This window comes from Rhizobium sp. 10PS4 (assembly GCF_032464805.1).
In the GTDB taxonomy this organism is placed as follows: Bacteria; Pseudomonadota; Alphaproteobacteria; order Rhizobiales; family Rhizobiaceae; genus Rhizobium; species Rhizobium laguerreae.
Genome location: NZ_JAWDIW010000013.1, coordinates 200,533 through 226,833 on the forward strand (window position 1 = coordinate 200,533; position 26,301 = coordinate 226,833).

Below are 26,301 nucleotides of genomic sequence, written 5' to 3' on the forward strand. Positions count from 1 at the left end.
TACTCTTATCCTCGGCTACCGGTTGGCTCTTCCAAATTGAAGGGCAAAGTTGTAGACGCCTCTCATGATCAAAAAGCTCCTCAAAGCGGTATTACCGAAGTCTGCAATTGTCGCCGCCCATCAGTGGCATACGCGGGAAAGGCGATATAGATCTTGGGCCCACGCGGCAGCGGCCAGCGCAGAGTACGGGTCGCGGGATCTCACGGCTTTCAGGGTGGCGCGCTCGCGGCAAATCGTCGGCCACGAGGATTCCTACGCAAAGCCGCCAGAAGAACTACTCCAGACCTTCGACATGCCCTCTGGCCGGTTTGTTGATTTCGGCGGTTCAGCCGGGGAGATGTGCGCCGTCCTGCAAAGGCGGTTCCCATCGTGGTCGTTCACCGTGGTTGAGACCAAGGCGATGTCGGATGCATCGAGGGCGCTACGCCCCTCAATATCGTATTCTGATCAACTGCCCGATGGATACGATGTCTTCTTTAGCAGCGGAACGCTTCAATATCTGGCCGATCCTGAATGGCTATGGAGTGATGCTCTCGGCAGGACGGGACGATACGCTTATCTGGCGCGGAATTGTTTCTCCAATCGGAAGGCATTCAGCGTCCAGTCATCCAGGCTCTTTGACAACGGCGCTGGGCCGATTCCTGAAGGGTTCGAGGACGTCAATATCCGCTACCCGCATCAGACCATTTCAGAGGCGTCGTTGACCGCGATAGCTGGTCGAATGGGCTTCGATCTTATCGCCCGGTTCGACGGCCGCAATAGCGGCGTCACCGGCAGCAAAACGGATGCTTACGGAGCCGACCTTTTATTTAAGAGGCGATAGCCTACGTACGTCAGAAAAGAACGCGGAAAGCGGGTGCACTCTTTCGAAGCTACCGTTTCCCCCGCTGCCCGATCTCAACAGCGAACTGGTTCGAGTGCCCGCCTTTGAAGAGACGGGTGCGTTGCCATGTCCGCGATCTTGAGGTGGCCGATCTCTGCAGTGCTCATTCGGTGGGAATACAGCCGCTCATGCGCTCGCCTCCGCTACACACCTCCAATGGCCTCGCATGCGCGGAGAATTCTGAACCAGATTTGCCTCCTCGCAAAAACGAGGCCAGTATCGCCGGCTATACCTTCCTCGATATTGCCTGTTGGTTTGACGTTTTTAACCTCATCGCGATGGCGGCGATATCAAGAAAAGCAAACGCAGCAATCAAAGGTAAATTTTTGACGCCGAAAATCTTCGTCAAGGAGCTCTTCCAGCCGAAACGCGCCTGCACAGCTCCTTGGAGGGAGTAAATCCAGATCAGTGGAGCGGGAAGATTGCGTTGAGATTCAACGGCCAACCCCACTCTGCGCAGGAGTTCAGCCAATCGCTCAAAACTGTAAAGGTTCAAGTGGCGCGGGAAATAATATCCGCCCCACGCACCGCCCGCGAAGAGCCGCCTGTCCCAGCCGTCAGTGTTAGGCGTTTCGATCAACAGCCGGCCATCCTTCGCCAAGGCACGGACGAGGCGTCGCAAGCTCTCCTCCGGCTCCCAAAGATGCTCTATAAGCTGGAGCATGATGATGAAATCAAAGGGTTGTGCCGGCAATTCCGCAGCTTCAAGCGGCGCTTCGATAACACCTATTCCGTGTCTTTCCAAAGTGCTGCGCGTTTCAGCCGGGAAATGCCAATCCAGACCGAAGAGTTCAAGATCAGGTCGCGCTTGACGAAGTGCGATCAAAAGCTCGCCGTTGCCGCATCCCACATCGAGCACCGTTCCCCCCAAAGGAAGATGCGCGACAACGCCCTTCAGGCGCTTTCGATTGACGATGGTCTTTATCCGACCAAGAAAATTTGCCCGGCCTTGAAATCTGTTCGAGAAGGTGCCGTAGTTGGCTGGATACATCAAAGACAGCTGGCTGATGTCGGGTCTCGGATTGAGATAGAAATGACCGCAACTATCGCATCGGACATATCTGAAGGTGTCTTCACTGCCGTGATATATATAGTCCTGCCCGGTAGCGACAACGGTGCAGCTCTCACTGCCACAGCCGCTGCATGTGGTAGGGGTTGATCTTATCTGAGTTGTCGCTTCAGAGTTCATTTTTTGACGTACAATACTTTAGAGAGCCAACGCATCTTGAACCGAGTCCGAGAAATCATCGTTCTTACGATTTCTCGAGAGTCGGATGAATTTTGCAAAACCGCTGCGCTGCAGGCACCCCGGAAAATGCTCATAGAACCCCCGTTCGAAGAGGTGCCTATGAAGTTTTGCAAGATTGTGCTGCGGAATGGCGGGGAATAGGTGATGTTCGATGTGATAGTTGAAATTTGCTTGGTACATAAGCCATTTTTCAAACCAATTAGGCGCCGTCGTCCGAGCCAGCGGCATCATGGCCTGCTCCCGGCCGTCCTTATAAACTGGATAGTCCTCAGGCTGATGCTCCGCAATGGTGCGCACGATATTCAGGGCGATCGCTACCGCCGCGATGGGATAGCCCCATAGCAGAATGTAAAGATACCAGCGGCCGGTCACAATGCAGAGCGCAAATAGCAAGCCGTTGAATACGATCGTCACCATCGGCGCCAACCAGGAAGGCGACAGCGAGTTCCCGGATGCCTGCTTTCGGGCCGAACCACCATATTTGTCTGCCGCCAGCCACACACCCATGCCCCCGCTCAAAGCCTTCACCATGACCCAGGCGAGCGCCCGAAAGCCCTTGATCGGTTCGCGATAGGGATAGCCATCAGCATCCTTCTCTGTACCCAGATGTGCATGGTGGCTCATGTGGCGCAATCGATAGGCGGCGACCGACATCCCGACAGGCGCAGCAAAGAACATGTCGCACCAAATATCGTTCTTACGGCGGTCGGAGTAGAGATGGAAATGCGATGCCTCGTGAACCCAGAGCAACATGCCCTGGGTTACTGCGCAGTTGATCAGGAATGGCAGCCATAGGAGCCACCAAGGGCCGAGGAGTGCGATCGACCAGGAGACAACTATTTGAAGCCAGATCATCGTGGTCGCCACGATGATCGCGCGCGGTTGCGGCTTTTTCAACGATTCAAGGAAACTCGGGTCGACAAGCTTTCTTGCTACCTTCATGCATTCATTGAACTGCGCATCCATTCAGTGACCAATTCTCAGATTTTGAAGATTTAACCGCATCTGCAAGCGCCAGCCCAAAGGCGATATCGAAACTGCTTAATCTTACGACAAAACCGCGCGACAAAGACGCTTCTCCAAGAACCCCGTCGGCTGTATCGCTTGCTTGCGGTGTCCGGCGCCGGATTAATACACCACAATTGAGATGGCAACCAAGTGGGAATGAGTTAGCGCGTTGCGTATCGCCTGCCTCCTGCCGAGAGGAAAAATCCTGCACTAAAAGCCACCGCCACCTTGAGGAAAGGACGCATGGCAACAATTGGCAGCTGAGACATGTTACCTAGAATCCCTTTGACTCTTGTCGACAGCCATCACGTTCATACCACCACCATCAGCTATCATCGCGCGTACTTTGCTGGCGTCTTCCGGCAGTTTTCTACCGGATGCCACGTCTCCAATTTGGTAGCCACAGTCCCAGAGAAGCTTCAACAATCGATCGAAGTCTCCGGGATTCTCGGCATAAACATACGGCGCCAATTCAAGCATTATGCGCGGCTTGGATCTTTCAAGAGTAGCCGTCGCCCCACTCAGAACCTCAAGCTCATTGCCATCAACGTCTAGTTTTATGAAATCAACTTTGTCGATCCCAAGATCCCGCAGGGTTTCGTCTAGGGTACCGAGCCGCGCGCCCTGCGTCGACATCAAACGACCATGATGTTCGCTGTGCAAATCGTCTGCGACTTCAAGCGGCCAGCTTGAATAGACCGCGTCTGGCATGGTTTCGGACGCACTTGCCATCAGCATCATCTGGTGAGGGTCAATTCGTTGGGCGAGCGTCGGGTTGAGCGAGATATTTGTCTTCTGTTTCGAAAATGCGTGAGCCGTGGGCTCGAAGGAGATCACCTTGCCCTTTCCGCCCACCAGCTGAGCCAAAGGTAAGGTGTGAGAACCGACATTGGCACCGATATCGAGGACTATATCTCCGTCCCTTATCAGCTCTCTATATCTATCGAGCGTTCGCACCTCGAACCCGCCAAGGAGGTAGATCGCGAAATCGACGCCGTCCCTCAAGTCCAGCGACCAGCTTATCCCGCGACGCTTCGCTACGACGGCTGCAGGCAAGCCCAGGCAACCGCGGACGAACAAGACCGCATTGGATAGATAACGAGCAATCAGGATTTTGTTGCTGGTGGATAACATCGTCATCACGCCGCCTTTAACTAATTTCATGTTCAGCTGTTGCTCTTCTTGCAACAATCAGATTGCAGTATTGGCCCGCGTTACTTGGATCGAGGCTTCCATAGTCGAATGTCGTGCCTGGCGGATCGGCTATATTGTGAAACTCAAAATTTAGCATCTCCAGGAATTGCGTCAGCTCGGACGGGTTCACAAGCGCCTTCGACAAGCCGTAAGGCCAGAATTCCATGAATATCCTGATGTCGCGATTTTCTCGTAGAACCCGCTCCGCACCCTGCAGAACGCTCAACTCGTAGCCCTGAACATCGATCTTGATAAAATCGACCCGCTGTCCCGGCAAAAAATAATCATCCAGCTTCACCAACGGGACGTCGATGCTCGCTCGCCCGTCGCCACTATCGAATGTCCGGTGATCAACGTTCAGCTCGTTCGAAACATACAGTTTTATGGTGCCGTTGCCGGCTCCTACCGCCGCGTGCCGCAGCGATACATTCGACAAGCCGTTTACCGTCGCTTCAAGCTTCTCGAAGTTCGCCGGTGCGGGCTCGAAGGCATGCACATGGCCGGTTGCTCCCGTCAGCGCGGAGAACATGCGGGTGTATATTCCGATGTTTGCACCGATATCCGCGACGATCATGCCCGATGAAATCATGTTACGCATGAGCGTGCGCTCACGTCGTTCCGAGGCCGCCTTCCACAGGGAGTAGAGCGGATAGTAAATGGGATAGCAATGTCGGTAGAGCCAATCGGCGAGGCGAAGCAGGACCATCGTTACACCTGGTCTCGTGATGTGAGACGGGCTGTGAAGAACGAGGCGAATATCTTAGGCAGCGTTCTGCCCATTGCCCTGTCGAGCTCGAAATACGGCTTATAAGCCCAACCAGGCACAGGAAATTTCTTCGATATTCCGCCGGTCGCCATATAGGAAAGCGAGGTAAAATAGCTGATTCTTGTCTTATCCAGGCTATAACAATCCGTAAGCTCAGCGAGCCAATCCGGCCGCTGAAAGAAGATCATATGCGGCATCGCCTGATTTGATGTCGAAAGCGGCCCCTGTACGGTATCCAGAACCGGACGGCGGATGCTGAGATCCACCGGCTCATGATGCAGAAGTTTATACATCGGGTAGGATAACCAAGACAGGTAAGGTTCCGTCGCATATAGCCTGCCGCCTTTTGCGAGCTTGCGCGTTGCACCGCGCAGGAACATGAGGGGGTCCTTCAGGTGATGCAGAACATTGGTCATGGTAATCACATCGACGCTATGGTCCGCGATATCAGGCAGCGTGCCGATCTCGTGGCAATCGAAGACAATATCCAGATAGTCCAGCTTCAGAACATCGGAAGTGATGACATTCGGCAGGAAGCGCTTGAGGGGCGATGTTCCGCTTCCGATTTCCAGAACGGTCTTCGAGGCGATATCCGGTTCCTGCCGAAACATCTCCTTGTAGAGCTCACCATACCAGTGCATCAGGTTCGGATTTGCGCTCAGCCGCTCGCGATTTGCCAGCGTTTGAGCAAGATCGGCCTCATAAAAAGCGCTTTCGATTTCCATCGTCAGAGAAACTTTATCCGTCTTGCGGCAAAAACCAGCATGGCCAACAGAATGGCACCGTGGCGCCAACGCGAGATGTTTGTCTCACCATAGACTCGTTCGCGATAACCGATCGGAACCTCGACGATCTTAAGGCCCATCCGCGCTGCACCGAAGATCAAGTCGAAATCGCCGAAAGGATCGAAATCACCGAAGTAGGATCTGTTCGCCTGAAGCTTCAGATAGTTCGAACGGCTGATTACCTTGGTTCCGCATAGCGTATCTTTGTACCTCTGGCCGAGAACGAAGGAGAAAGCCAATGCGAAAAACTTGTTGCCCAGAAGGTTGAAGAAGCGCATCGCTTCCTTTTCCATGGGATAGACCAAGCGAGTGCCGTTAATGAATTCGCCTTTCCCGTCCTTGATCGCATTGTAGAATTTGGGCAAATCCTCGGGCGGAACGGTGATGTCCGCGTCAAGAATCATCAGGATTTCCTTTGTGGCGATGGAGAAACCTTTCCTGACGGCGTCGCCCTTTCCCTTGCCTTCCTGTTGGGCAATCAGAATGGTCCGTTCGCCCCCGTAGCGCTGCTGCACTTCTTGGATAGCGTTCCAAGTCGAATCCGTAGAATTGCCTTCGATAAAAATGAGTTCGTCATCCGGCCCCATAGCCGGCAACCGCTTGACAATATCTTCGATATTTCCCGCCTCGTTTCGCGCTGGAACTACAATCGAGACCGATGGCTCCGCCTTCGATGCAGCATAGCCAACCGGCCTCGCAATCGCGATATTGAGAAGGCAGAGAGTTCGAAGGAGCGGAAGAGGAGCAAGGCAGCGATTAACGAACCCGCTGATAAGCGGGATATAGAGCGGGATCAGGATCTTCTGGTCCAGCCGTATCAATTCGAAGTCTTCAAGCGTCAGAAGATTCTGGACGTCTTCATGGGCAAGCCAGTTTGATTCAGGAACCCGCCGGCGCAGACCGAACTTGGATGCGAGAGTCGCAAGCGGCCGCCACATGCTACTGTAATAGGTAAGAACAAGCCGTGTTTCAGGCGAACACAATGCACGTGCCTGAGCAAACATGCTCTGTATGTCTCGTTCGTAATGTATCAGCCCGCTGATGACTAGGTAATCAGGTTTGGTGTCAGTGACGTCTTCGATCTTGACGACCTTGTGCTCGTCAAACTCATTCACAGGTTCTGCAGGTTGCGTTCTCGAGCGAAAAGTTACCTTGCCCTGAGGAAATTTACCAATCAGCAGCGGCGTCGTCGGATCGATCTCGACCACGGAATTCTGGCCCAAGACAAAGAGGCCGATGTACCTTCTCAATTGAGAATAGAAATAGTTCCTCATAATTACCTCGGCGCCAAGCGGTTCAAGCGCCAATGTCCCAGAATCAGGGCTGCAGGCACGACGTACACCACAAAAAAGAGAAAATGAACGGCCGTCGCCAGGAGCAACCCCTCCGAGGGCGAACGCCCTAGTAGTACGAATGCCGAAACGACGGATGCATGAAAGGTACCGACTCCGGATGGCGCAGCTGGGATCATCAGGCCCAATCCGCCAGCAAACAATACGAATAACGACTCTTGATAACTCAGCGCGACGCCGACAAATCGGGCAACGAAGATATATGCAAGCGCGTATGCAGAAAGCCACAAAATCAGCGTCAGAGCGGCAGGAATGAAGGTCACGGAAAGAGATAGGCTTCGCGCCGAATTTCGAATGAAATTGGAGATGTGACGGTCAAAGAAATCCTGCAGTCGCACAACACCGAAGACCGGCCGCAATACCGGGATGAGCCGATCGCCGAAATACCTCACTAGAATTGCTGATAGAAAAATCCCAAGTACGGCCCCAATCATTATAACCAAAAGAACATTTCGGTATTCGGAATTCAGCGTATGCCCCGCCAAGACCAAAGAAAATATGCCCACTGAGAGAATCGTTGCCAAGTCAACGACTTTTTCGACCAGAAGCCTGCCAAAAGCATCGACATAGGGGACTGTGGCGACAACACGACTGTAATGTACGCGCAAAAGATCTCCACCTCTCGCGGGAAGGAACATGTTGGCGCCGAGGCCGAGTAGGGATGCCATGAGCGACGTCCCGTAGCCGATCTTTCCGTCCAGCAACAGTCTCCATCGCACCGCATAACCTACAGCGATGCCGAAGGTCACAAGCATAAACCACAGAAGCGGAGTCACGGATATTCCGCTACGGAAGATGCGGATAGCTTCCTCCCAATCCACTGCCCTTAGCAAGAAGATCAGGAGGACAAGGCTTATTGCCGAGGCTATGAGCATCTGCAGGCGTTGATGATTGAAGAGGCCAGTAATCACGTTCTTCTGATGTTCTCTTTTGAAGCCGCGCCGTCCCTAAGCCGCAAGTGTCTTCGCTCTACTCGGGTTGCTGCCCCTAACATATCACAACAATCAGGGGCAACCCCGTGACCTCTTCCTTTCACAGGAGCTGCAGTTGCGACAGAGGTTGATCTCAGTCCGTGGCTGCTCTCTCGTGACAACAACCAATTGAACCTCCCCCCGCTTTTCTCCGTGAATGATCCTCAAAGCGCCCGCAACGTTACTTGTAGAAGTTTTGCCTGATAATCTCTCAGGCCGGTGGGTTCAATGAAGCGGAAATATAAATATCCAAATGCGATGGAAGCATTGTTCCATGATCTTTGCGCGGTTGTAATTTCCAGTTCCGCTTGGGGACCACTTAAATCAATATCTTTTGCGCTGGCCCAAGCATTGCAGAAGAATGCGATGCGATGGGGAAATTTGGAATGGACGGGTCTTACGCCCGGTTGTGTATCAATCCCGAAGAATGAAATGTGCCCGGGTGTGAAGGCCATTCTGGTCTGTCCGCCCCAAAGCATGCGGAATTTGGAGGTATAGTCAGCAAATCCGTACTCTGAGACTTCCGGAGACAGCGGAAATTTGTCGGCTATCCAATAAACAGAAAAAGCAGACCATTCAGGATGATCAGCGAGATACTGAGACACAGCCAGATCCTTCGCTGCCCGCGCTTGCCATGCAGCGTAACTCTCCCACCACCGGCCGGTAAACACGCTGAGAAGTGCTAAAAACAACGCAACAGCTACGCTCTGGCTTCGAAGGCTTGTCGATCTGAATTTGATAACTCGCCATATACCGATACCCACCACGGATAGTGGCAACGGCATAAGCATCGCGTTTCTCATCAATACGCCAGGTGCGGGGCTCTTTCCAACAAGGATATAAGGGAGCGTTCCACATAGCAGTGCAAAGAGCCCAAAGCCGATAATCTTGAAACCGTCGCCACGTCGTTCATCTATTTGTGCGTTTCGAGCATCTCCCCTGTTCACGAACGCAAAGCACGCGACAAAAAGTATCGAACACACCGCTGCTCCCAAGTAAAGATACGAATTCCAATCATCAAAACTCTTCGCTAAAGGAAAGATTATTCCATTAACAACGAATTGATAGGAATTCTTTGCAATGCTTTCGACATCCAGGGTAAAGCTGTTGTAATTACTGTATAATCCTGATTTTTGATAGAGAATTACCTTATAGGCCCAGTACACGATGGGCAGAACGGTGAAATCCGCTCGAGCCAGGCAGAATGACGAAAATGTCGAGATCAATTCCCGCGCGTGACGAACCCTACGCCCTGTCCTTTTCAGCCACACCGCATAGACGAGCGCGAAACCAGCGGCGTAGAGCACCAGCAAGGAGTTGAGCGTAAATGCAATGAAATAAACGCAAATTGCCAGCGCGCGGAGGAGATAGTGGTTCCTTCCGCGCATCCATTCAATTGACAGAAACATATACGTAGCCAGCAGAAAAAGGGCATAGGCAGTAAAGTATATCGAATATGTAAAAATAACCGTGATTGTGGGGATCGGCAGCAACTGCGTGAATATTGCGAGCACCAAAGACTCTCGCTCCGAAAAAAATCCAGACTTCGACGCTAGGAGATAGGAGAGCAACGCAATGAAGTAGACGCCGACTATGACAATGGATTTCAAGAAAAAAACATTGCCGGCGAAGGCCATCGGCCAAACATAATACGTAAAGACATGCACCCCTGCTGAAGAAAACATGTCCGCGATGGCGATCCAATCGTTGTAGATCAACGTCGGAAATAAACCAGCATCCTCGGCAAAAATTCCTTCATTGAAGAAGGCCATCCAGTGGGTGGAGAGAACAGCAATCGTCAGCAAAAGCAAACTGCTCAGTTTCGGTTTGGCTTGAAGCTGATCACGCATCGCATCTCCTGCGCTCTAGAACTTCCGGATATCGAGCCTTTGCGAAGCGGTTTTCTAAATTAATCACTGTCGTAAGCAAGCGTAAAAATCCCGCTGCTCCACGCATGGTATTTTTATACCCCCGGTTCGCGCCGATTCCTTTGAAGCCCCAAGATGACCGAGCTGCGGTCAGCAGTCAGAAAAGGCGCGACTCTCGTAGATTTTTTCTAGTGGAGAAGATCGCACTCACTCGAGTGTCATTGCGACAACAATCGATCCTAACTTTCGGAGCAAGGTAAATGCCCAGAAACCCATCCACCGGCGTCTATTCCAAGCCCGCCGGCACGACACCTTCCGTCGGCCAGGTTATCGACCCGGTGCCGTGGAATGCGCTGACTACCGACCTCGGCAACGAGATCACCAACTCGCTGCCGCGGGACGGCTCGGCGCCGATGGTCGCACCCTTCAAGGCCGCAGGCGGAACGGTGTCCGCTCCTGGCCTCGGCTTCGCCTCGACCCCGCAGACCGGCCTCTATCTGAAGGGCGGCGGGTTGCTGGGGTTCGCGCAAAACGGCGTCGACGTCTCGTTTGATCAGGCTCTGGTCTATGCGGCCAAGTCAGGCGATTACACCGCGCTGGCATCCGACGACAATGCGGTTCATCGCTTCACGGCGGCCGCGACACTCACCCTGAGCGCAGCGTCGACGCTCGGCGCAAACTGGCACTATTGCGTCATTGCCGATGGTGGGGACGTGACGATTGATCCCAACGGGGGGGAGACAATCGACGGCGCGACCACGCTCGTCCTCAAGGACGGCTATAGCGTCAACATCATATGTTCCGGTGCGGCTTTCTTCACCAACAAGCTCTTCGCCAGGATACAGAGTAAAGCTGACAGCACAGCGGTAGGCGACTTCGTCGTCGGGCTCATCCTTTCCAACAACGGCGGCAACCCGAACACCCATATCGATTTCACCGCCGGCTCCGCCAGATCGGGGGCAAGCTTCGTTTCCAGCGCAGCGTCATTCACCAAAAGGGTGACTGGAACATTTGCGGCCGGAACGGGCGCGGGCGGCCTCGACGCCGGCGCCGTTGCGGCGAACGCCACTTATTTCGCATATGCCCTGCGCAAGGACGCCGACCTGTCTTTTGATGTGGTTCTTTCGACTTCCCCAACGATCGGCGGCATCACCACGACGCTGCTCACCGGCTATACCATCGTGAAATGCATCGGCGTCGTGCTGACCGATGGAAGTTCGATCATTCGGCCGTTTGTGCTGTATCCGCGTGACGAATATACCTTCCTGACGCCGGTCAAGGATGCTATCGGTGCCGCTATCTCTACGACCTCGACGCTCCTGGCGCTAGCAGTACCAAATGGGTTGAAAGTCAAAGCGAAGTTGCGTTTCGAGTTCACATCGTCGGCAACGACTAACGCAGCTCTGCTATCCGACCCTGCACAAGGTGCGCTTGTTGCCGGCGCCGGCAGTGATGGCGCCAACGTCGGCACTATCCAAATAGCAAGCGGGTTCGCAGTGGGATCGCAGGAGATATGGACAAATACAAGTCGGCAAATTCGCATGGCGTTGGGCGGCTCTACCGGCAGCATCTGGATCTGGACCGATGGCTTCCATTTCCCTTGCGGAAGGAGCTCTTGAATAAGCTCCACACCTGTGTTTTGACATGCTGCCATCACGCCCGGAGTAGAAATGGCACAGGTCGACAAGGCATCATATCGCAATCGAGGCGGCGTAATCCAGCGGCTCGTTACTGCTTATAAGCGCTTCCGCTACTTCACTTCCGCCGGCGAAAATCTCGTGGTGAAGCGCAGCGCTGAGTTCCGCCTGGTCGGTCATGCCGTCCTTGAGGTCGGCGATAACGTCACCATCCAAGATCAGTCGTTCTTTCAACTTACAATGCCAGAGCCCAAAGTCTTCATTGGCAACAACACCGTAATCGGTCGGCGCAACATTATCACGGCCAAGAACCGCATATCCATCGGCAATGATGTGCTGATCGGTTCCGATGTCCAGATCATCGATCACGGCCACGGTATGAGGCGAGACGTACCGATCAGACTTCAGAAGGCCGAAATCGGTTTTGTTGAAATTGGTGATGACGTCTGGATTGGTGCGGGTGCCAAAATACTGATGAACGTCACGATAGGGACGGGTGTCGTGATCGGAGCAAATTCCGTGGTTACGGCCGATATTCCCGCTTATGCGATCGCCGTGGGTTCACCGGCGAAAGTCGTCAAGTATCGCACTTAAATCGGATTGTAAGCAACGACCGCAGAGGTCGCGAACGTCATCAATCCAAGCTTACCGCCTGGCAGACGATCGGGGCGGCGATCAAAGCCACACGCCTTGGGACTAAGAAGGCGATCGAGGCGGCAGCCGATGCAGAGGCGGCCATATGGGCAGCAAGGCGTCGTCAACTAGCCGTCGTGATGCACCGCATACAATAAACTCTGACGCGGGTAACGTTTAGGAGCGCTTTCAATCCCGGCAGGATTGCGCTATTCCGCCGCGAGACGGAGGGATTGGGCGTTGGATGCTCCTGCACATCGAGAGTTAGAGATACAGGCGCGCGGTCGCATACGCGGCTTAGATGGACTTAGAGCAATATCGCTACTTTTGGTGCTGATGGCCCATTGGTCACCAATTCCCTATCTTAACAATGTCGCCGAATGGGGGCGAGGCGGGCTCGTAGTATTCTTCGTCATCAGCGGTTTTTTGATCACGAGAATACTTGTCGACTTAGCCGGCCGAAGGCGTGAGGTTGAGGGCGTACAGCTTCTCAAGGGCTTCTATGGCCGCCGATTCTTCCGCATTCAACCCATCTATTATCTGGCTCTCGCATTTGTCATTTGCATAGGGCTGAATGACGCCGTGCGGGAGGATGTGATTTATCACGTCTTCTTCGTGCAAAATCTTTCAAATGTATTGCTGAGAGGTGATATCGGAATTTATGGACCAGCCGCCCCGTGGTGGTCGCTTGCGGTTGAAGAGCAGTTCTATGTTTTCTGGGCGCCAATCGTCATCTTTCTCCGGCCGAATGCTTGGAGGCTTTCGCTCTTGGGAGCATTTGCCCTTGCGATCGGCTGGCGCGCTTTTGCCTGGTATACCGATCTTGGGCAAGCGAATGTCCTCGTCACATTCGGAAATCTGGATTCGCTGGCTGCTGGCGCAGCGGTCGCCATCATCATTTCGACAGGCCGGATTACGCCGGCGGTGTCGCGATGTTTCTCCGCAATTCTGACGTTGGCATCGCGGCACTCTGCCTGCTGTCATTGACGGAGATGAGCGAAGGTATATTCGCGTTTCGGACGAGTTTTGTTGGCAGAGTGCTTGTCGACGTGCCGGTTTATATGATCGCCTCATCGCTAATATTTTTCTTGGCTGTCGGCAGGGCGACAACCGCAGCGAAGCTGTTGGAAACCCCGGTTCTAGTGTTCATAGGCAAGCGTAGCTATGGTGCCTATGTCTATCATCAGGTCGTGAACTACACGTTCTTTTTCCTCGTGACACGCCATTGGCTGGAGCCAAGTTTCGGCGTGAAGCCTGCATTGCATGGTCCGGGTGAGTTTTTAGTTTTCACGGCAATAACACTGCTGCTCGCAGCCGTGTCCTACAAATACATTGAGCAGCCGATATTCAGGCTTCGTGATCGGATCTATCCGACCACTCGATAGCATTCGTTGAACGTGTCGCCTTTCTGGTAACCAAACATGTCGCCCGTCTCCTTCGAGACGGGTGCCTTGCCACACCCACACCTCCGGAGCCCACCCATGCTCGTCCATAACTGGCGCGCGGTGCTGAAGCGTGCCTGGTCGGTGCGCCTCATGGCGCTTGCGCTGCTCTTCATCATCGTCGAGCCCGTCTACAGCTTCGTCGCCGCCACCTGGATGTCGCGCAACATCTACATCCAGCTCGCCATGTCGGTGGCGACAGGGCTTCTCGCCGTTGCGGCGATCATCGCCCGCATCTTCGTCCAGCAGAAAATCTCAGGAGACCTGAATGGCAAACCGCCTGCAGAAGGGTAGTGCCGCCGCGGCCATGGCCGTGGCGCTCGTCGGATCGTTCGAGGGGTTGCGCCAGAATGCCTATCCCGACCCTGCCACGCAAGGAAAGCCGTGGACGATCTGCTATGGCAGCACCAATGGCGTGAAGCCGGGGGATCGCAGGACGGTGGAGCAGTGCAAGGCGCTCCTGGCGCTGGAGCTCAAGACCTATGCGGGCGGCATCGAAAGCTGCGTGCGCGTGCCCCTGCCGGATGCCCGTTTCGTGGCGCTGACCTCCTTTGCCTATAATGTCGGCGTCAAGGCGGCCTGCGGCTCGAGCGCGATGAGGCTCATCAATCAGGGCAGGACAGCCGAGGGCTGCGAGGCGCTGTTGAAGTGGAATCGCGCCGCCGGCATCGTCTTTCCGGGGCTTATCAGGCGCCGGCAGAAAGAACGCCAGTTCTGTCTCGAGGGCATCTGATGTTCGGGCTCCTCGACACGCTCAAGATGGGCGCCGGCCTCGCCGGTGGCCTGATGCTCTATCACCTCTACGCGGTTTCGATCGGCTATCCCTCGGCGGCAAGGCAGGCGCGCGCCGGCTATGTCCTTGTTGCCGAGAAGAGCGCAGCCGAGGCCCAGGCCGCTGAGATGGAGCGCCAGCGCAATGCGGCGGCTAAGGCCGGCGAAGAGCACCGCAGGCGCCTCGCCGCCGCAGAAGCCGCCGAGCAGGCCGCCAGAGACACACTCGAAACCGAGATCCAATCCTATGAGCTTCAGCTTTCGGAAAAGAACCGCGCTTGCGCTGTCACTGCTGCTGATCGTCAGTGGCTGCTCCGCCACTGAGCGATTGAACAAGGCGGCGGCGACGAAGGGGCAGGCGGCGGCCGGCATCGCTCTGCCGCCGCTGCCGGATGATCTGCGCCGGCAGGAAGCGCATGCGCCTGTTGTCGAAGGTCAGCCCGTCATCGCCATCCTCGCCCGCGAGCGTCAGGCGCTCGACCGCGCCAACGCCCGCCAGGGGCGCACCGTGCAGTTCTACGACGACCTCACCGCCAGATATGGAACACGCCGATGATGAACGCTATTTCGCTTGCCCTTGCGAATCCGATGCTGAGCGGTGGAGGCGGGGCGGGCGGCGACCCCGATCGCTACATGTTCTTCGCGACCCGCAACCGCATGCCATCAGGCAGTATCGTTACCGCCGCATCCGGCACGAATTATGTCTGCACCAAGATCGTCGTCAACACGCCGCAGTACAAGACCAGGACCTTCCGCTTTCACCTCTCGGGCTTCGCCTCGACGGAAGGCGGAAACTCGCCGCAGGAAACGGTCGTCACCGGCACGATCGGCACGCCGGGCAATTCCGTCGTCGCCGATGCGATGTTCATCAGGGCGGCCGGCGTCTTCTACCAATGCACCTTCGCCGGCCTGAACACGGTGACCGTCGCAGACCAGACGAACGGTGCCTGGACGGACGAGCTGACCATTCCCGATGTCGCGCCGGAAAGCGAAATCGAAATCTGGCTGTTTTATCATACCGCCGTCGGCGAGAAGATCTGGCCGGTCTACCGCATCCAGAAGCATCGCGGCGAGCGCGTCTGGGGTGCGGGCGATCTCGCCACGCTGCTCGCCTTCAAGGACACCCCGCTTGCCGATAGCACGGCCGCACTCGACAGCAATTACGCGACCATTACCCAGCCGCAATATTATGGGCCTGACTTCATGGTCGCCAAGGGCGATTGGGATGGAAGGCCGGTCGTTCTCGGCCTTGTGGACAGCATCGGTGAAGCGCGCCAGCAGTTTTCCGCCGCTGCCGATGCGCGCGGCAATCTCGGCTGGTTGCGCCGCTGGCTCGATAGGGACGGCGGCATCGGCCGCATTCCGCATCTGATGATCGGCATGCCGGGGGCGGGTTCCGTGCGCGAGCTCACCGGCACCGGGGCTGCGATCGCGACCCGGCGCTGGGCCGTTCTCGACGAGATCACCGCCTTCAACAACAACAAGAAGCCGTTCACCGTCATCGCCAACCAGATGGGGCAGAACGACACGGCCGCCACCTACACGCAGTTCTTCAACACCAACTACAGAAGCCTGGTGACACGGCTTCGGGCGCGCTACCCCGGCGTCAAGATTGTCGCATTGCCGCCGCTCGGCCGCACCGTGTCCACCCGCACGGTCACCCTGACATCGGTCGGCACCGTCGTCACGGCCACGATCGCCTCGGGCATCAATGGGCTTACGACCGGCCAGACGGTGTCGATCTCCGGCGCTGCGCAGACGGAGTATAACGGCAATGTGGTGATCACGGTCACCGGGCCGAACAGTTTTACCTATAATTTCGCCGGATCGGCGACATCGCCGGCGACTGGCACAATCACCGCCAACGATCTCTATCTCAGGGCCTCGTATCAGAGCTTCTCGGCCAACAACACCTGGCCGGCGGATGGCACGGATGCCTCGGGCAAATGGCGGCTGCGCGCCGATATAATGGCGAAGACCTCGGTCTGCTGCGACGATACGATCGATACCTATGCGGCCTGGGTCTCCGGCGAAAGGGATGGCGTCTGGCCCGGCATGCTGGAGCTGCCGAGCACGGCGGTGACCGTGCAATCGGGTACGGATGGGGTCGCGACCTATACGACGATCGAGGTGGCGGATGCCAGCATCTTCGGGCCGGAGCAGGAGATCAGCACCTATGCCGGGCCGGATGGCCTTGCCCGCCTGTCGACCACGTCGATCGGCAGCATCTCCGGCAATACGATCACCATTTCGATCCCGCGTTCCACGGTGCTGCCGGTCGGCTCCATCGTCCGCCCGAGCGTCACGCCGGATGGCGTCCATCCCTACGGCGCCGTGATCGACCGTGTCGTGGGCGGCATTCCGCAATCCGAAAAGCTGAAATTCAATCCATAGGCAGAGCGAACGAAGAGGCCTTCGCGTCACTTCGGCTCCGGCTGCTGGATGACCGGCGGCGGCGTTTCGCTCTTGCCGCTGCCTTGAATGAACGGCTTGATCACCGGGATGCTCAGGATCGACGCGACCATGACCCCGATGATGATCATCAATAACATTCTCATGGGCGCCTCGCTTCAGATCGATTGAGCTGTCTTGCGGCATGCATACGCCTCTTCGGGAATCCGAAGATTCAACATCCCCAGGCTGAAAACGTTCCATCCCACAACAGAGCACCGATAGAGATGACATCCAATGACGATATCCTGCGCGCCCTCGGACGCGTCGAGGGCAGGCTGACCGGCATCGAGGAAAACGTGGCACTTCTGCGCAACGAGGTCGGTGACGAAAAGGCCAATGCCCACGACTTCAGCGCCGTAATCCACAAGCGGCTCGACGAGCAGGCCAGGCAGATCGCCCATCTCGATACCCGGGCGGCGATCAGCGGCGGTGCGGATGCGTTAATCCGTGAGGAAATCAGAACCCTCAAGGAGACCGTCGAGAAGAACCAGGAGGCGGCGGGGCCGGCGCTTGAAGAGTGGAAACGGATGAAGACGATCGGCTACGGGATATCGGGGTTGATTGCCTTCGCCGGGCTGACGATCGGGGGCATCATTGCCTATGCGAGCGATGGCGCGGTGGCGGCGCTTCGGCATTGGTTGAAGATCAATTGAACTCGGTATTGCCGGTGAACGTCCTGGTGCAACAGCAGTGGCGGGCCTGCCAATCAGCGGTGAACCTCCTCAGAGCATATTCCCAAGCCGATTCCCGTTTAGGCTGGCAGGATGAACCACCTGCGGTTCCGGTCCCTCGATCAGCCGCTCGTACTCCTGCTCCGGCACGCCGTAGCAGCCGCCTGCAATCTCGATCAGCTTGTTGCGATCCGTAATGCGGACGTTGCCGCGTGTCGATTTAATGGCGTGCATGCCTTCGAGAATGTGCAGTTCATCGGTGACGCCCGCCCGCCTGACGCCCAGCATCAGCGCCAGGAATTCGTGGGTCAGTGGCAGATCATTGCCGTCTATGCGGTCGTGACACATGAGCAGCCAGCGGGCCAGCCGCTGATGCATGTTGAACTTTGCCGCAGCCAGCGCGCTGTGGGCAAGCTGCAGCTCGCAGGTATGCACATAACGCAGCAGCAATTGCCGCACGCAGGGGTGCTCGAGGACCGAAAGAAAATCCTCGGTGGCCACCTGAAGCCCGAAGCCCGCCACCTGCATGAAGGCTTTGTTCGGCGTTTGGTCGACGCCGAGGACGACAGGGTAGCCGGCGATGCCCTCGCGGCCGATATGACGGATTTCAACGCTTTTGCCGTCGGCGCTTTCCGCAACCATCGAGGCGAGGCCGCTTTCAAGAAAACAGACATGCTCGATCGGCTTGTGCGGCAGCACGAGCGGATGGTTGACGGGAAGATCGACAGGTTGGAGAAGCGGCGCGAGAAGCTCGAAGGCATCCCTCGGAAACCGGCGCAACAGTCTGTTCTTCACTCCGCTCTGGACCATCATTGTCATGATCTTACACCGCCTGCTGAATGCCCAACGCGAGGTTAATCCTATGGTTCAAGCGATTTCACAGTCTGTGCGGTTTTGACAATTGAAACGGCTCGTCAGGCGTCTGCGCCGGAGGCGCCAAAGCACGCTCGATCGTTCGGATTCGCATCCTCGCGCTTCAGCTCTTCATTCGGATTACGTCGGTCGCAAAAGGGGCGCACATCTTCGCGCGACATGCATTAGTCCAAGTGAATAGCCGACCGGAAGGGGACTGTCGCAACCAACGCGCCGTCTTCCGTCATGATCTCGAAGGCGCCGCCATTCGCCGGATCGCCGGTACGGATCCTCTCCGCCACGATTTCGCGGGCGGCAGCGGTTGCTTCCTCGCATGCAAGCTCAGGTGAGGCCAGGTCAATGCCTTCCGGATCTTCCTCGAAGACATCGTTCCGGCGGACATGGAAAAAATACTTTGGCATGATTTCCTCCGTCAAAGAGATTCCCCCAAACCGCGCGCAAGGCCAGTTGTTCCCCCGATCTTCGATCGAACTCCATGCCAAAGTGCCGAGTGCAGAAAAAAGCCCCACCGAGGCGGGGCGAGTTGGTTCTTGGGAGGAATGGTGGGCCGCACGGAGGTATCGAAGTGCATGGTTGTGAAACCTGCCCTCCACACGACCCGGCGCCCCTTACGCTTGCGGAATGCTCTTGTTCCCTGGCTGATGGAATATTCTCATCAATCGTTGCACTGAGCGCGGGTTCCACATCGTCGAAAGGAGTATTCTTTCCTCCATCCTTGCCGCGCGGCAAACCTGATAGTGGGTTAATTTCGGAACATGTCATCGCTAAATTTTAGAGTTCGCTAATGAACAAATCAGCGGCATTCAGGTTCTCCTTTCGAAAGGAGATCGACATGAAGAGCATGAACAATCGCCAGGTTCGCATTCCCGGTCCGCGAGAGCACGATGTTGCGGAGCACTGCCGCAAGTTCGGCATCGGCCCGGCGGAGGAGAAGAAGCTGAAGAAACTGCTCGGATCCAAGGCGCCGCTGCATGAGATCCAGGCCAATGCGCCGCCGCGCCAGCCAAGGTGGCGTTAATTGGGAGACGTTCGAAGCGGTTTCCCCGGGAATTGCATAATCCAAAAGATGAGAGCGATTCAGTCATGAAAGCTGAATCGCTCTCATTCGTGAAGAGGTCGCGAAAAGCGGCGCATATGAGCGTTTCACGCCGCGTTACGGCATTGATTCAAAGATTGAGCGAGACGATGAAGCGTCGGCAAGGCGTAGGAAAAGGCCCTTATTGCCTGGATTTCTGAATATCGATGGAGTTTAAGATGTGGGCCAACTGCTCGGCTGGCTCCGCTTCTACCCGCTGAAAGCCCCGCTCCGGCGGGGTTTTCGCGGCGGTCCGATCTGGCTGACGATCTTCACAAGCCGATCGGCGTGACGGCCGCAGTCGTGCCGGGCAGGGGTCAATGAGCCCTAGGAGGATTTTTCGGAATCGCGGTGCTGTCGCACTGCCTGGAACTTCAGGCAATATGAGGGGTTTTGCCGGCGGATCGCGCGGCAGGTCTCGTCTCCTGTACCACTGCTACCCCTGCAGTTGCTGCGCGGTCCACTGATGCAAACGACTCACGGAAGGCTTACTCGCGGCTCTTGACAGCGGGCGAAGCCACGCTTTTCGTCCGTCACCTGCAACGCTTAAGAAGGCACTGTTGCGCGCCCGCACAGCCTATCAATGCCGTGGTTGCCGCGACAGCATCAGGATGTAATCGTCTGCGATATCGGCAACCACCATGGCGGCTTCCGCGGCCGTGTATCCCCTGCCGATGGCGTCGCTGACGATCTTCATCACGGCAGGTTCAAGCGCTTCGCGGCAATCGGACAGGCTTTCGACATGCGGGCATTTTGGACGAAATTCCAAGACGTTATTCATGGCACACCCTCCATTTGATTGAGCTCGAGCCCTGTGAAGGCAAGCCGGCCTCTCCCAGAAAGGCGGGCCACGGTTCCGGCGAGCTGCTTCAGGAACCAGAAGCGTTATCGTGAAGCTACGATGGCATAGGAGCGGATGTATTCAAGCGCATGCTGATATTAAGGTAAGCCAGTAGGGTTAATTCGTCCACCGATGTTGCATCGTGGCATCGCCGGCAGAGGGAAAGCCGGCAGTCGCGAATACAATGTCATCCGAATGTTGCAGCGGTATTAGGATGACGACATGCATGAGCGCCTGCCAGACCATGTTCTGCCTTAGGCGCTGATGCGCCGGCCGGCCTTGTCCGCCTCTTTGCGATTGGCGCCGTGTTTTTCGATGATGTCCCGGGCATCTTCGTTGGAAATACGGTGTTTCTTCGCGAAATAGATGACGTCGTAGGGTCCGTCAGCCACGGCCGCTTTGGCGGGCTGGACCTTTTTGCTTGTATCATTGGTCATGATTTTTCCTTTCAGGGCAAAGTTGCGCCGGACATCAGCTGATGTCGCCGCGCGTCAGCTCTGGTACAGGATGATTTTTGGCCGGGTCGCCTCGAATCGGAATCCTGTTCTCAATTAAAGAGTTAGAGCATGATGTCGTTCGGTCGGCTGAAGAATTGGCTTCGCGCCGTTTTATCGATGCGCTCGGGCCGTCTTGTGTTTTTCCCAGATCTGCGTCGCCTGCGCTGCGATCCCGGTCTTGTGGAAGCGCAGCAGGTGCAGTCCTTCGTTCCGTCGTTTTTCGTTAAAGGCGCTGTTTTCGTAGTCGGTGCCTTCGACAATGCTCTCACTTTGAAGAACGGCCTTCAATTCCTGCACGTAGTGCCCAGTGATGTTGAAAAGGGCTTCATTCTCAGGTGCGTCTGTCATCATTTTCCCTGTGGGTGGTCGTGTGGCATTGAACGCGATGCTGCTTCAGCAAGCCGCGTTGGTAAGATGCATCAAGCAATCCGCGCCCCTATGGGAAGGCTGGTATCGGACAGCGCTTAGCCGTGTCTGTCTGGAGTTCCATATATCGTGCAGCAAAGCCGCGCCGAGAATCGACGGTAGAGGCGCAGCAGGTCTGAAGGCGGCACCTTAAACCACTTGTCTCCCCGATACCATCTCAATCGAAATGCCGAAGAATATGGAGGGAGCAGGGCCGTCTTCGCTTTCCGAGTTTAAGGCAAGCGATCCGGGTTCCCACCAAAACGATTGCTTCTGCAGGAGAGACCAGGCGTGGAGGCGTTCGTCATGCCGGGCCGGCGTATCGGTCAGCTCATCATAGGTGCCCTGAACAAGCACGCTCTTCCACGTTCGGTTTTCGCCGAATTCTTCAACCTGAACACAGGCCGGTGAATGAGCCCGCAATAGGTCAATCTTCAGGCCCGGCATTGAAAATACGAAAAGCCGGGCTTTTTCATAGGCATACTGGATGGGAACGATATAGGGATATTTTTCGCCCAGGCATGCCAGATGGCCACGGGTGTGGCCTGCCAGAAAGGCGAGGCAATCTTGTTCACCCATTTCTCGCAGTTGCATCGCGCTATCCACTTCGTTTGATAGGCAGCGTCTTCGGCTCGCGGCAACAGTCTTTGCAGCGCTACCAGAACACATCGTTGAGAATGATATAGACGATAAAGGCCAGACAGATTGCTGGTGTCGATTTGACCAGAAAGTCGATGTACCGGAACCTGCCGATATGCTGGGCGAGGCGTTTCCACGAATGGATGTTGACCGTGGAAGACATGATGCCCTCCTTTGGTTGGGGCCGGACTTTGATTACCCCGGGAAGCAGCGCCCGTTCACAAGCTGCCACTACACCAGATATGGGCGCCAATCAGCTGCACTACAAGGCGTGGCGGATTGCCGGTCCGGCAGCGAGATCCCGCTGCTGTGCACGATCGCAAAGGGCGGCGCGGAGGTGCCAGGATTACTGGGCACGTCCATACGCGATTGCGCTTCTACCTCAACCATTGCTTCGATCAGTTTCAGCCGATCGAGTTTCCGCCGTTGATCGTCGTAGAGCCTGCTGAGCAGCGCATAGGCCGGCCCGGAGGGTCTGCCTTTGCGCAATAGTTTCCTGATCACCATTTCCTGATCGGCAACGCGATGCGCCGCCTTCACGATATGGCGACGCGCCAGTTTCAGGTCTTTCGGGCGGTATCGTGTGGAAACCATATGCTTTGCTCCCCCTGTCTCATCCGGCAGTAGCAGGATGGTGGCCATTTCAGTTCACCGGCCGCATGCCTTCCAGCGATCAGCGAAAATCTGCAGCCGTGAGCGTGAAGTTGTTTCCGCGTCGATGCTGATAGGCTCTCGATGCGGCCTCCTGAATGGCAGAGCGCGCCGCATCAAAGGCATTGAGATAGGCGGCCTCGGAGGAGTTCTGGGTGATCGCGCTGCCGAGGGCTGCTTCTTCGACCAGAAACCGGACTTCGAACATGCCGTCATAGCCGGTGAAGCGGACGCCTTTTCTCGCTTCGTCGAAGCTGCGGCTTCTGTTGGGGAAAATAAGTGCCATTGCGGTTATCCTTGGAAGTGGGCGCGGCCGACCTGCGGAACTCGGGCACCGGTGATGATGATGGATGCACGAGGGAGCGAATAGCTTGACGCCGGATGTCCAGCGATCAGCCTGCCTGCATGTCCGGGCGTCGGCAGATCTTAGTGGATGGTCTGCACGATAACCCGGTTTTCAAGCAAGGCTTCCGATGTCTTGATCAAGCGCATCGTACCCGTGATAACCTCATCGGAATAGAGCGAATCCGCACGGGAAATTTCGTCCGTCATATCGCGGAGAACTTTATTGATCTCCAGCAGAGGCGGCACGAATTCCACCAATCCGGCGGCTGCCAGCCCGTGCGTCAGGCGCGCGATCGCCTCTCGCAGGTGATCGACCAGCGCACGCCTTTCCACCGGCAATGCCGACGGCTTTGTGAGGGTCGCTTCATCGTTGAACTGCATGATGCGCATCCTCCTTTAGCTAAAATGGGTTCCGCCATGGCATTATCAATGGCGGCTGCCGAATGAGGTTGCGGTCAGCCGGCAATAAGCGCAAGCTAATTTATCGGCGGGCACGATACGGGCACCGCTGCTTGGGGCGCGCCAGTGAACCCTAGCCCCAAGAAGGAGGACGTCATGTCTTCCACGTCAGATCAGTTTTTCGGTGTCGACAATCTGAGAATGCTCGATCGTATTCTGCGAAAGGCCGGCTTTCGCGGCGGCGAAACCCACGCGGCCGATGAGGGTGAGATCACCGCCACAAGCTTCCTCATTGGTTGTTTCCAGATGGGCATCGTCGATGAGGCCGCGTTGAGGTCGTCGCTGAAAATGTATCTCGCGACACAGTTGAGTTCAGGCCCGCTTCCGCAGGCAATGGAGGACGGCTCCTTTGCCCGATGGCAGGATGACGGCGGTGCCCCGGTGAAAGCCCATCGGATCGCGCGGTATACGGCGTCCGGGCGTGCGGACGCACCGCTGCGGCCGCCAGCCTACCGTTTTCCCAAAACCAGGCTGCCTGAACGACTGTCCGAGATCCCGTGAACAGGCCTGCTGCGATGTCGCCGGCAACCCCCGATCGATCGTCGCGATGACATGACGAACAAGGAAGAAGACATGTCTGGGATTCACGCAGTTCAAAAGGACAGGGCCAGGAAAAGCAAAATCATCGCCTTCTTGCGGAAAATCGTAACCTTAAGCCCGACTGCAGACGATCTCATAGCGCAGGCGCGTCAAGCGCGGTTGTCGTCAGCGGAGGAGGGGATCGATAGCGCCGCCTATGGTCTGGCGCGTCCACACAAAGGTCCGTTCGATAACGCGACGGCATTCAGTGCTTCCACCTACGACCATGATCTCCCGACGCGGCAGCAATTGGAGGCGGCGCAACGCAGCCACTCCGATGCGGTAAAGCAGCAAGAGGCAAACCGCCAAACAGGCAAATTTCGTAGGCGTGCAAAGCGGACGAAGCTGAAATCTCCCTGAGCAGGAAATAGAGAGACGGACGGCGCCCTGTAGATTTTTGCCGCCTGAGCGGTGCTTGGCTTCCGTCGAAAAGCCCGCCTCAGGCAGGCTTTCCTGTTTTGCGGCAAAGCTCAGGCCGCCGTCAGGCCGCCCCAAACGGCACGGCGACGAAGGTCTTGTTGCCGTCGCGTTCGACGAGCAGCAGCACCGACTTGCGGCCGGCCTTGCCGGCCTCAGTAATCGCGGTCTTGACGTCGCGGGCGTTGTGAACCGGTCTGTCATTCACCGAGACGATGACATCGCCGGACTGGATGCCGGCGGTAGCCGCCGACTCGTCCGGGGCGACCTTGGCGACCACAGCACCGCTGATCGAGCGCGGCAGGTTGAACTCTTGGCGCATGTCGGGCGTCAGATCGGCAAGGCCGATGCCGAGGCTCGGCTGGCCGGTGCTCTGGCCTTGGGCGTCCGGGTTCTCAGTCGCCGCCTGCTTCCGGCCTTCCTCATTGGTGCCGACGGTGACGTTGAGATCGATCGTCTTGCCGTCGCGCCAGACGCTGAGGGATTTTTTGGCGCCCGGCGAAAGGTCGGCGACCAGGCGCGACAGGTCCTTCGGCGTCTTGACGCTCTCGCCGCCGACTGAGGTGACGATATCGCCGGGCTTCAGGCCGGCATGGGCGGCCGGCGTATCGGCAGTGACGGCGGCAACCAGCGCGCCGCCGGTCTTGTCGAGGCCGACGGCATCGGCGACATCCCTGGTGACCGGCTGGATCTGTACGCCGAGATAGCCGTGATCGATCGAGCCGTCCTTCTGCAGCTTGGCGACGATCGTCTTGGCCTCGTCGGAGGGAATGGCGAAACCGACACCGACGCTGCCGCCGTTCGGCGAATAGATAGCGGTGTTGATGCCGACGACATTGCCGTTGCGGTCGACCAGCGGACCGCCGGAATTGCCGTGGTTGATCGGCGCGTCGATCTGGATGAAATCGTCATAGGGCCCGCTGTGCAGGTCGCGGCCGCGCGCCGAGACGATGCCTGCCGTCACCGTGGTGCCGATGCCGAAGGGGTTGCCGATCGCCAGAATCTGGTCGCCAAGCTTCAGCGTGTCGGAATCGCCCCAGGCAATGGTCTGCAGCGGCTTGCCCGCCTCTATCTTCAACACGGCGACATCGGATTTCGGATCGGTGCCGATCAGCTTGGCCGGCAGTTCCGTGCCGTCATCCAGCGTCACCTTGATGTCGACGGCATTGTCGATGACATGGTTGTTGGTGACGATCACCCCGTCGGGGCTGATGATGAAGCCGGAGCCGAGCGCCATCGCCTGCTGCGAAGGCCGCTTTTGCGGTGCCTGGCGCAGCAGCGGGATACCCTGATCCTCAAAGAACTGGCGGAACTGCTCGTCCATCGGCGATCCCTGCTCTCCGGCGCTGACATCGGTCGCCTTCATCGTCGTGGTGATGGTGACGACGGCAGGCTTGTCGGCATCGACGATGGAGGCAAAGGAGCCGCTCGGCGCGAGAATGCCGCCGGTATCAGAGGCCGCGGCAACGGCATTGGAGGCGTTGATGGCGAAGGGCAGGCAGGCTGCGCCGGCGATGATGGCGGCCCCGACAAGCGCTGCGGTGCGATGGTTGCGGAGGATGTGTGACATGGTGGTGATCCCTTGGGCGGGTCCCTTGCGAGAGCGTTGGCTTGGATGGCGTCGTGGTTCCATGTCCTGGGACCTGGCGTCGGATGGCGTTTGGCGCCAATTCCTCCTGGGAACACGCAGTCGTCGAGGGCGGTGGCCGGGGGAAGAGAAGAATTGGCGCTTGGGATTCATATGATCCCACCAAGCGGATTTACAAATTAAAGTTTGATCATGTTTATATTGCCGATTTGTAAGATTTGGCTGGAATTTAATCTTCGCTCCCGATG

34 protein-coding genes are annotated in these 26,301 nt (G+C 56.7%); 14 read left to right on the forward strand and 20 right to left on the reverse strand.

The window, feature by feature from the left end; genetic code table 11:
- The first annotated feature begins 64 nt into the window (after positions 1–64).
- The gene (locus RWJ89_RS24705; protein ID WP_316031605.1) at positions 65–823 is read left to right on the forward strand and encodes a hypothetical protein; all 759 of its coding nucleotides are present in this window, start codon (positions 65–67) and stop codon (positions 821–823) included.
- Positions 824–1,109: 286 nt separating this feature from the next.
- Here RWJ89_RS24705 and RWJ89_RS24710 read toward each other — a convergent pair whose 3' ends face one another.
- The 8 genes from RWJ89_RS24710 to RWJ89_RS24745 all read right to left on the reverse strand — a co-directional run bounded on the left by RWJ89_RS24710 (position 1,110) and on the right by RWJ89_RS24745 (position 10,058).
- Entirely contained in the window at positions 1,110–1,874 is a 765-nt protein-coding gene (locus RWJ89_RS24710; RefSeq protein ID WP_316031606.1) for a class I SAM-dependent methyltransferase, read from the reverse strand.
- Positions 1,875–2,090: 216 nt separating this feature from the next.
- Positions 2,091–3,098 (reverse strand): fatty acid desaturase family protein, encoded by a 1,008-nt coding sequence (locus RWJ89_RS24715; protein WP_168304899.1) that lies wholly within the window; start codon positions 3,096–3,098, stop codon positions 2,091–2,093.
- Positions 3,099–3,410: 312 nt separating this feature from the next.
- Entirely contained in the window at positions 3,411–4,304 is an 894-nt protein-coding gene (locus tag RWJ89_RS24720) for an FkbM family methyltransferase (protein ID WP_246718123.1), read from the reverse strand.
- Complete coding sequence (locus RWJ89_RS24725; protein ID WP_316031607.1) at positions 4,291–5,040, reverse strand: FkbM family methyltransferase; 750 nt, start codon at positions 5,038–5,040, stop codon at positions 4,291–4,293. The genes RWJ89_RS24720 and RWJ89_RS24725 overlap by 14 nt, the downstream gene beginning before the upstream one ends.
- 2 nt (positions 5,041–5,042) lie before the next feature.
- The gene (locus RWJ89_RS24730; RefSeq protein ID WP_316031608.1) at positions 5,043–5,825 is read right to left on the reverse strand and encodes a class I SAM-dependent methyltransferase; all 783 of its coding nucleotides are present in this window, start codon (positions 5,823–5,825) and stop codon (positions 5,043–5,045) included.
- A gap of 2 nt (positions 5,826–5,827) precedes the next feature.
- Positions 5,828–7,159: a glycosyltransferase family 2 protein gene (locus RWJ89_RS24735; RefSeq protein WP_316031609.1), complete on the reverse strand. Its 1,332-nt coding sequence runs from the start codon at positions 7,157–7,159 to the stop codon at positions 5,828–5,830.
- Positions 7,160–7,161: 2 nt separating this feature from the next.
- Positions 7,162–8,148 carry a lysylphosphatidylglycerol synthase transmembrane domain-containing protein gene (locus RWJ89_RS24740; RefSeq protein ID WP_246764346.1) on the reverse strand — a complete coding sequence of 329 codons (987 nt, stop codon included), beginning with the start codon at positions 8,146–8,148 and terminating at the stop codon, positions 7,162–7,164.
- Positions 8,149–8,372: 224 nt separating this feature from the next.
- A complete protein-coding gene (locus tag RWJ89_RS24745; protein ID WP_316031610.1) occupies positions 8,373–10,058 on the reverse strand; it encodes a hypothetical protein in 1,686 nt (561 codons plus the stop codon).
- Positions 10,059–10,336: 278 nt separating this feature from the next.
- Between RWJ89_RS24745 and RWJ89_RS24750 the strand changes: the two genes are divergently transcribed.
- From RWJ89_RS24750 to RWJ89_RS24790, 9 genes are all read left to right on the forward strand, one after another.
- A complete protein-coding gene (locus RWJ89_RS24750; protein ID WP_316031611.1) occupies positions 10,337–11,695 on the forward strand; it encodes a hypothetical protein in 1,359 nt (452 codons plus the stop codon).
- Positions 11,696–11,746: 51 nt separating this feature from the next.
- On the forward strand, positions 11,747–12,307 hold the full coding sequence (locus RWJ89_RS24755) for an acyltransferase (protein WP_168304904.1): 561 nt from the start codon (positions 11,747–11,749) through the stop codon (positions 12,305–12,307).
- Between the two features lie 279 nt (positions 12,308–12,586).
- Positions 12,587–13,333 (forward strand): acyltransferase family protein, encoded by a 747-nt coding sequence (locus tag RWJ89_RS24760; RefSeq protein ID WP_316031612.1) that lies wholly within the window; start codon positions 12,587–12,589, stop codon positions 13,331–13,333.
- A 50-nt stretch (positions 13,334–13,383) separates the two neighbouring features.
- A complete protein-coding gene (locus tag RWJ89_RS24765; RefSeq protein WP_316031613.1) occupies positions 13,384–13,731 on the forward strand; it encodes a hypothetical protein in 348 nt (115 codons plus the stop codon).
- A 96-nt stretch (positions 13,732–13,827) separates the two neighbouring features.
- On the forward strand, positions 13,828–14,082 hold the full coding sequence (locus RWJ89_RS24770; protein ID WP_316031614.1) for a hypothetical protein: 255 nt from the start codon (positions 13,828–13,830) through the stop codon (positions 14,080–14,082).
- Positions 14,057–14,521, forward strand: coding sequence for a lysozyme (locus RWJ89_RS24775; RefSeq protein WP_316031615.1), 465 nt, complete (start codon positions 14,057–14,059; stop codon positions 14,519–14,521). Before RWJ89_RS24770 ends, RWJ89_RS24775 begins: the two co-directional genes overlap by 26 nt.
- Entirely contained in the window at positions 14,521–14,883 is a 363-nt protein-coding gene (locus RWJ89_RS24780; protein ID WP_316031616.1) for a hypothetical protein, read from the forward strand. Before RWJ89_RS24775 ends, RWJ89_RS24780 begins: the two co-directional genes overlap by 1 nt.
- Before the next feature lie 4 nt (positions 14,884–14,887).
- A complete protein-coding gene (locus tag RWJ89_RS24785; RefSeq protein WP_316031617.1) occupies positions 14,888–15,115 on the forward strand; it encodes a hypothetical protein in 228 nt (75 codons plus the stop codon).
- Entirely contained in the window at positions 15,112–16,953 is a 1,842-nt protein-coding gene (locus tag RWJ89_RS24790; RefSeq protein ID WP_316031618.1) for an SGNH/GDSL hydrolase family protein, read from the forward strand. The genes RWJ89_RS24785 and RWJ89_RS24790 overlap by 4 nt, the downstream gene beginning before the upstream one ends.
- Positions 16,954–16,979: 26 nt before the next feature.
- Here RWJ89_RS24790 and RWJ89_RS24795 read toward each other — a convergent pair whose 3' ends face one another.
- Positions 16,980–17,117 (reverse strand): hypothetical protein, encoded by a 138-nt coding sequence (locus RWJ89_RS24795; protein WP_155247477.1) that lies wholly within the window; start codon positions 17,115–17,117, stop codon positions 16,980–16,982.
- A gap of 120 nt (positions 17,118–17,237) precedes the next feature.
- Here RWJ89_RS24795 and RWJ89_RS24800 point away from each other — a divergent pair, with 120 nt between their 5' ends.
- The gene (locus tag RWJ89_RS24800; RefSeq protein WP_221948210.1) at positions 17,238–17,666 is read left to right on the forward strand and encodes a DUF1515 domain-containing protein; all 429 of its coding nucleotides are present in this window, start codon (positions 17,238–17,240) and stop codon (positions 17,664–17,666) included.
- 69 nt (positions 17,667–17,735) lie between these two features.
- Here the strand turns inward: RWJ89_RS24800 and RWJ89_RS24805 are convergent, their stop codons facing one another.
- Both RWJ89_RS24805 and RWJ89_RS24810 read right to left on the reverse strand, forming a co-directional pair.
- Positions 17,736–18,503 (reverse strand): Crp/Fnr family transcriptional regulator, encoded by a 768-nt coding sequence (locus RWJ89_RS24805; protein ID WP_131666498.1) that lies wholly within the window; start codon positions 18,501–18,503, stop codon positions 17,736–17,738.
- Between the two features lie 218 nt (positions 18,504–18,721).
- Positions 18,722–18,958: a DUF6894 family protein gene (locus RWJ89_RS24810; protein ID WP_025393683.1), complete on the reverse strand. Its 237-nt coding sequence runs from the start codon at positions 18,956–18,958 to the stop codon at positions 18,722–18,724.
- A 431-nt stretch (positions 18,959–19,389) separates the two neighbouring features.
- Between RWJ89_RS24810 and RWJ89_RS24815 the strand changes: the two genes are divergently transcribed.
- Positions 19,390–19,575, forward strand: a complete 186-nt coding sequence (locus tag RWJ89_RS24815) for a hypothetical protein (RefSeq protein ID WP_131666496.1) — start codon at positions 19,390–19,392, stop codon at positions 19,573–19,575.
- 637 nt (positions 19,576–20,212) lie between these two features.
- On the opposite strand, the gene RWJ89_RS24820 is transcribed toward RWJ89_RS24815, so the two are convergent.
- The 8 genes from RWJ89_RS24820 to RWJ89_RS24855 all read right to left on the reverse strand — a co-directional run bounded on the left by RWJ89_RS24820 (position 20,213) and on the right by RWJ89_RS24855 (position 23,391).
- Positions 20,213–20,413 carry a hypothetical protein gene (locus RWJ89_RS24820; RefSeq protein ID WP_017993327.1) on the reverse strand — a complete coding sequence of 67 codons (201 nt, stop codon included), beginning with the start codon at positions 20,411–20,413 and terminating at the stop codon, positions 20,213–20,215.
- A 314-nt stretch (positions 20,414–20,727) separates the two neighbouring features.
- The gene (locus tag RWJ89_RS24825) at positions 20,728–20,910 is read right to left on the reverse strand and encodes a DUF3606 domain-containing protein (protein WP_077975832.1); all 183 of its coding nucleotides are present in this window, start codon (positions 20,908–20,910) and stop codon (positions 20,728–20,730) included.
- A 171-nt stretch (positions 20,911–21,081) separates the two neighbouring features.
- A complete protein-coding gene (locus RWJ89_RS24830) occupies positions 21,082–21,318 on the reverse strand; it encodes a hypothetical protein (RefSeq protein ID WP_131666494.1) in 237 nt (78 codons plus the stop codon).
- A gap of 207 nt (positions 21,319–21,525) precedes the next feature.
- Positions 21,526–21,969, reverse strand: coding sequence for a pyridoxamine 5'-phosphate oxidase family protein (locus tag RWJ89_RS24835; RefSeq protein ID WP_168323925.1), 444 nt, complete (start codon positions 21,967–21,969; stop codon positions 21,526–21,528).
- A 61-nt stretch (positions 21,970–22,030) separates the two neighbouring features.
- A complete protein-coding gene (locus RWJ89_RS24840; RefSeq protein ID WP_017959492.1) occupies positions 22,031–22,177 on the reverse strand; it encodes a hypothetical protein in 147 nt (48 codons plus the stop codon).
- A gap of 68 nt (positions 22,178–22,245) precedes the next feature.
- On the reverse strand, positions 22,246–22,608 hold the full coding sequence (locus tag RWJ89_RS24845) for a hypothetical protein (protein WP_221947656.1): 363 nt from the start codon (positions 22,606–22,608) through the stop codon (positions 22,246–22,248).
- A gap of 79 nt (positions 22,609–22,687) precedes the next feature.
- Positions 22,688–22,951 carry a DUF1488 domain-containing protein gene (locus tag RWJ89_RS24850; protein ID WP_012756525.1) on the reverse strand — a complete coding sequence of 88 codons (264 nt, stop codon included), beginning with the start codon at positions 22,949–22,951 and terminating at the stop codon, positions 22,688–22,690.
- Between the two features lie 140 nt (positions 22,952–23,091).
- Complete coding sequence (locus RWJ89_RS24855; RefSeq protein ID WP_011650973.1) at positions 23,092–23,391, reverse strand: hypothetical protein; 300 nt, start codon at positions 23,389–23,391, stop codon at positions 23,092–23,094.
- A gap of 174 nt (positions 23,392–23,565) precedes the next feature.
- On the opposite strand from RWJ89_RS24855, the gene RWJ89_RS24860 reads away from it, so the two are divergent.
- Positions 23,566–23,970: a hypothetical protein gene (locus RWJ89_RS24860; protein ID WP_222060414.1), complete on the forward strand. Its 405-nt coding sequence runs from the start codon at positions 23,566–23,568 to the stop codon at positions 23,968–23,970.
- A 72-nt stretch (positions 23,971–24,042) separates the two neighbouring features.
- Positions 24,043–24,408, forward strand: a complete 366-nt coding sequence (locus RWJ89_RS24865) for a hypothetical protein (RefSeq protein ID WP_168287953.1) — start codon at positions 24,043–24,045, stop codon at positions 24,406–24,408.
- Positions 24,409–24,529: 121 nt separating this feature from the next.
- Here the strand turns inward: RWJ89_RS24865 and RWJ89_RS24870 are convergent, their stop codons facing one another.
- Entirely contained in the window at positions 24,530–26,035 is a 1,506-nt protein-coding gene (locus tag RWJ89_RS24870; protein WP_316031619.1) for a DegQ family serine endoprotease, read from the reverse strand.
- Between the last annotated feature and the right edge of the window lie 266 nt (positions 26,036–26,301).